The sequence below is a fragment of the Microcystis sp. M31BS1 genome (assembly GCF_020245285.1).
In the GTDB taxonomy this organism is placed as follows: Bacteria; Cyanobacteriota; Cyanobacteriia; order Cyanobacteriales; family Microcystaceae; genus Microcystis; species Microcystis panniformis.
On record NZ_JADBVE010000125.1, the window covers coordinates 1 to 4,434 of the forward strand.

6 protein-coding genes and 1 pseudogene are annotated in these 4,434 nt (G+C 42.4%); 6 read left to right on the plus strand and 1 reads right to left on the minus strand.

The genetic code is table 11. From position 1 onward, the window contains the following. Positions 1–264: pseudogene (locus tag IM509_RS07105) on the plus strand (hypothetical protein); the annotation flags it as partial. 68 nt (positions 265–332) lie between these two features. Next, complete coding sequence (locus IM509_RS07110) at positions 333–866, plus strand: MogA/MoaB family molybdenum cofactor biosynthesis protein (protein ID WP_004159364.1); 534 nt, start codon at positions 333–335, stop codon at positions 864–866. Position 867: 1 nt separating this feature from the next. Here IM509_RS07110 and IM509_RS07115 read toward each other — a convergent pair whose 3' ends face one another. Next, positions 868–1,479 (minus strand): DUF8692 domain-containing protein, encoded by a 612-nt coding sequence (locus IM509_RS07115; RefSeq protein WP_052276969.1) that lies wholly within the window; start codon positions 1,477–1,479, stop codon positions 868–870. Positions 1,480–1,608: 129 nt separating this feature from the next. Here IM509_RS07115 and IM509_RS07120 point away from each other — a divergent pair, with 129 nt between their 5' ends. From IM509_RS07120 to IM509_RS07135, 4 genes are all read left to right on the plus strand, one after another. After that, entirely contained in the window at positions 1,609–2,274 is a 666-nt protein-coding gene (locus IM509_RS07120; protein ID WP_185237229.1) for an urease accessory protein UreF, read from the plus strand. Positions 2,275–2,423: 149 nt separating this feature from the next. Further along, complete coding sequence (locus tag IM509_RS07125) at positions 2,424–3,374, plus strand: glycosyltransferase family 2 protein (RefSeq protein ID WP_052276971.1); 951 nt, start codon at positions 2,424–2,426, stop codon at positions 3,372–3,374. A 5-nt stretch (positions 3,375–3,379) separates the two neighbouring features. Beyond that, on the plus strand, positions 3,380–3,970 hold the full coding sequence (gene hpsU / locus IM509_RS07130; protein WP_052276972.1) for a hormogonium polysaccharide biosynthesis acetyltransferase HpsU: 591 nt from the start codon (positions 3,380–3,382) through the stop codon (positions 3,968–3,970). Positions 3,971–4,239: 269 nt separating this feature from the next. Continuing rightward, on the plus strand, positions 4,240–4,434 hold a 195-nt coding region (locus tag IM509_RS07135; RefSeq protein ID WP_272079470.1), incomplete at its 3' end, for a helix-turn-helix domain-containing protein.

Genomic DNA, 4,434 nt, shown 5'->3' on the forward strand with positions numbered 1-4,434 from the left:
ACGGTTAAACTGAAAGGAACTAGAGACTTAAACTTTTACCCTATAGACCAAATTAAACGAGTTAGGATTGTTAAACGAGCAGACGGTTACTATGTCCAATTCTGCCTTAGCGTTGATATTCGGGAATAGGCAAAACCCTTAAGACCGACTAAAAGATGTGTAGGATTGGATGTAGGCTTAAAAGTTTTCTACGCTAATAGTGATGGGGAAACGGTAGAAATACCGCAATACTATCGCCAGGCAGAAAAAAGATTAAATCGTCTGACCCCCCCTTGCCCCAAGGAGGCCCTCTGGCGAATGTTGGATACGTCCTGTCAGATTAAGGAAACTCGATGAACCAAGAATCCCTCGCTTTTAGTGACGGGAGTGTCAATCCCCATCCCGACACCGCCCCCCTTAACCTTACCTGTGCCGTAGTCACGGTGAGCGATACTCGTACCCCAGAGACGGATAGGAGTGGCCAAATAATTCAAGAGTTACTAACTCGATCGGGTCATGATATCGGCCTATACTTAATTATCCCCGATCAACCCTTACAAATTCAAGCAATCTTACCAGAGATTAGTAATCAAAATCAGATAAAAGTCTTAATTCTCAATGGGGGTACGGGTATTGCTCCCAGAGACAATACCTATGATGCTTTAGTACCTTTATTAAGGATTACTTTGCCCGGTTTTGGCGAATTATTTCGTTATCTCAGCTATCAGGAAATTGGCTCCCGTGCCATGGCATCAAGGGCAATAGCTGGGGTTTATCAAAACTTATTAGTCTTTTCTCTCCCCGGTTCCACTAATGCCGTTAAATTAGCCCTAGAAAAACTGATTCTTCCCGAAATTTTACATCTGGTTAAACAGATGAATGGATAATTTATTGGGATTTGATCTGGGCGGAAATTTCTTGAAAACATACATCCCAAAAATAGCCAGCTAGATTCACAGCACTTAACAGTTTAGGAATTCCTTCACTTAGACTAGCAAAACCTTGATTTTTAATCTGGAGAAAATCGATAGCGATTGCCAAAGTTAAAAGTGCTAAAGCGATGATTAAAATTTGGTAATAAGTTTGTCTTATTCGCCGCCAAAATGCTAAACCATAAATCAGAATTGCGAGGGCATAAACGGAGATAGTCAAGAATTTGGGAATATTAAAATAGAGGAGAATAATATGAATTCTGAAGATTTCATTGATGGCAAAAAGTCCCGTTATTATGCCAGAAACAAGTAAAAAATGGCGAGAATTATTGAAACTTGCCTTGCGGGACAACAAAGTATAACTAAAAAGGCAAACAATCGGGGGCAGACAACAAAGCAATTGAAAAGAATGGGTTAATAAACCAGCGAGCGGAGTTGGGGGAGTAGCGGGAGGATAAAATAAAAGACTAGAGTGTAATTTTTCCCGATCAACCCCAGCAATCAAAGCTAAAATCAAGAGGAGAACGACAAGATTTATTTTCAGAAAATGCTGTTCTCGTGAGGACATAAGTATAGTAGTTTATAATTGTGGCTATTAACCACGGTATAATTCACAGAGTGCCGCTTTCTACCGATCTACATACCGAAGTGCCAAGGGTTTCCCTAATTGTGTTAAGGACAATTTTCTCGGTTTTCTATGCTCAATCAAAAAGAACTTTTGTGTTTATTACAATTGGCTAGTCCCATTTTACCCGTGGGGGCCTATAGTTATTCCGAAGGGCTAGAAACCCTCGTCGAAAAGGGGATTATCTCTAATAGTGCCAGCTTAAATGATTGGTTAGAGCGATCGCTTTGTCAAGGCTCGATTCGCTTAGAAACGGCTGTTTTGCTAAGGGTATATCGTTGTTTTTGTCAAGAGGATTTTACAAAACTTAATTATTGGGATAACTGGTTATCGGCAACGCGGGAAACAGCCGAATTAAGACAGCAAAGCTGGCAAATGGGGCGATCGCTGTTAAACTTATTGCGGGAGTTAGCACCGGCCAGAGATAATCTACCAGAACAGGCTAATTATGCCACCGCTTTTGCGATCGGGGCAAGTCATTGGCAAATTGGCCAAGAATTAGCGGTTTTAGGCTATTTACACAGTTGGGCAAGTAATTTAATCAATGCAGGACTGCGTTTAATTCCCCTTGGGCAAACCCCAGGACAAGCACTTCTGATCGGTTTACAGCCCAGTTTATTAACAGCAACAGCAGATATTATCAGTTTAGCCGATGAAAACCTGAGTAGTTGGAGTTGGGGGCTAAGTTTTGCCAGTATGAACCACGAAACCCAGTATAGCCGTCTATTTCGCAGTTAGAAATTTAGGGAGAAGAGCAGCACAATGACAGAAAAAACCGAATAAGGTATAGTATGATTGAAAAAAATCTTAAGTCCTAGTTCTCGCTTTCTGAGTAACTAAGGGTTTTAAGGAAAGGTGCGAACACTCTACCTAGCCACAGTGTACCAATGTTTAGTCAATCAGAAAAAATTCCCGTTTCGGTGTTAATTCCCGCCAAAAACGAGGAATCTAACCTTCCCGCCTGTTTAGAGAGTGTTGCTAGGGCTGATGAAGTGTTTGTCGTCGATTCCCAAAGTAGCGATCGCTCGATCGAAATATCTACCAACTATGGGGCTAATGTAGTCCAATTTTATTTTAATGGTCGTTGGCCGAAAAAGAAAAACTGGTCCCTCGATAATCTGCCTTTTCGCAATCAATGGGTATTAATCGTCGATTGTGATGAGAGAATCACCCCCGAACTATGGGACGAAATCGCCACCGTGATCCAAGATCCCGACTATAACGGTTATTATCTCAATCGTCGCGTCTTCTTCCTCGGACAGTGGATCCGTTATGGTGGCAAGTATCCCGACTGGAATCTGCGTTTATTTAAACATAAGTCGGGCAGATACGAGAATTTAAACACGGAAGATATCCCCAACACGGGAGATAACGAAGTTCATGAACACGTTATCCTTGATGGCAAGGTGGGATATCTGAAAAATGATATGCTGCACATCGATTTCCGCGATATCTATCATTGGTTAGAAAGACATAATCGTTATTCCAACTGGGAGGCGCGGGTTTATTACAATATTCTCACGGGTAATGACGAAAGCGGCACGATCGGAGCGAACCTGTTCGGTGATGCGGTGCAGAGAAAACGTTTTTTAAAGAAAATTTGGGTAAAACTGCCCTTTAAACCGCTGCTGCGCTTTATTCTCTTTTATGTTATCCGTCTCGGTTTCTTGGATGGCAAAGCCGGTTATATCTACGGTCGTCTTTTGAGTCAGTACGAATACCAAATAGGGGTTAAATTGTACGAATTACGGCAATTTGGCGGTAAATTAAACGTTAATGCCCAGGCTAATCCCCCGGTTAAACCCTCGGAACCTCAACCCGCAGAAATGATTAAATAAGTCCTATGTCCCCAGAAATCCGCACCGATGAGGAAGCGTGGCTAGATCTGCGTACCTACGATCAATCTTGGTTCGATCGCGGTCGTTCTAATCCAATTATCCTACTTTGGTGGTTAGTACAGGGGATTCTTTTCCCCCTTAGTTTGCACCAGATGGATAGCTTTCGCTGCGCTATTTTGCGACTATTCGGGGCTAAAATCGGCCTTGGGGTGAAAATTCGCCCGACGGCAAGGGTTTCTTATCCTTGGAAAGTGGCGATCGGCGATTATACTTGGATTGGCGATGATGTGGTGATTTATAGTTTAGATAACGTTACCATCGGCAGTCATTGTGTGATTTCTCAAAAATGCTATCTCTGCACTGGCAGTCACGATCCCTGCGATCGCTCTTTTGGCTTAAAAACCACTCCCATCCTCATTGGTAATGGTACTTGGATCGCGGCCGATTGTTTCCTGGCTCCGGGGGTAAAAATTGGCTCTAATGTTGTTATTGGGGCAAGAAGTAGCGTATTTGCCGATATTCCCGCTCAAAAGGTCGCTTGGGGCAGTCCCTGTCGTCCTCAATACGATAGAAAGATGAATTCTTATAGTAGTTAAGCTTAAGAGGCATTTTATCTCAAATGTCGGGGTGAAGACTCAAATCAGCAACGCCTAAATCAGCCATTTGTTCGTCCTAAAGTCGAAAGTCTTGCTCATAGGATACCGTCATTGATTTATCTCTTTCTAAGCTCAATTAACATTACATTAATAATCCGCCAAAAGTGAGAGCCTAAAAACGGATGTGGTGTCATCGAAAATTTTGGGTCTGAAACCCCGTCGTTCTACGACGGCTTTACTGTTAAATATGAGCATCGTTTACGAAATATATGCTAAAATGTGAGACATGGAAAAGCTATCGCTACCGATTTTACCCCACACCAGAACAAGAGTCGCTATTGCGGCGCACTTTGGGCTGTGTAAGATTGGTTGACAATAAAGCTCTCCATCTCAGAACACAAGCTTGGTACGAAAGACAAGAAAGAGTAGGATATACTGAAACTTCTTCAATGCTAACCGATTGG

Bases quoted from the DNA above. Each gene is read 5' to 3' on its own strand.
- IM509_RS07110 (WP_004159364.1), top strand. From the start codon at position 333: ATGAACCAAGAATCCCTCGCTTTTAGTGACGGGAGTGTCAATCCCCAT.
- IM509_RS07115 (WP_052276969.1), bottom strand. From the start codon at position 1,479: ATGTCCTCACGAGAACAGCATTTTCTGAAAATAAATCTTGTCGTTCTC.
- IM509_RS07120 (WP_185237229.1), top strand. From the start codon at position 1,609: ATGCTCAATCAAAAAGAACTTTTGTGTTTATTACAATTGGCTAGTCCC.
- IM509_RS07125 (WP_052276971.1), top strand. From the start codon at position 2,424: ATGTTTAGTCAATCAGAAAAAATTCCCGTTTCGGTGTTAATTCCCGCC.
- hpsU (WP_052276972.1), top strand. From the start codon at position 3,380: ATGTCCCCAGAAATCCGCACCGATGAGGAAGCGTGGCTAGATCTGCGT.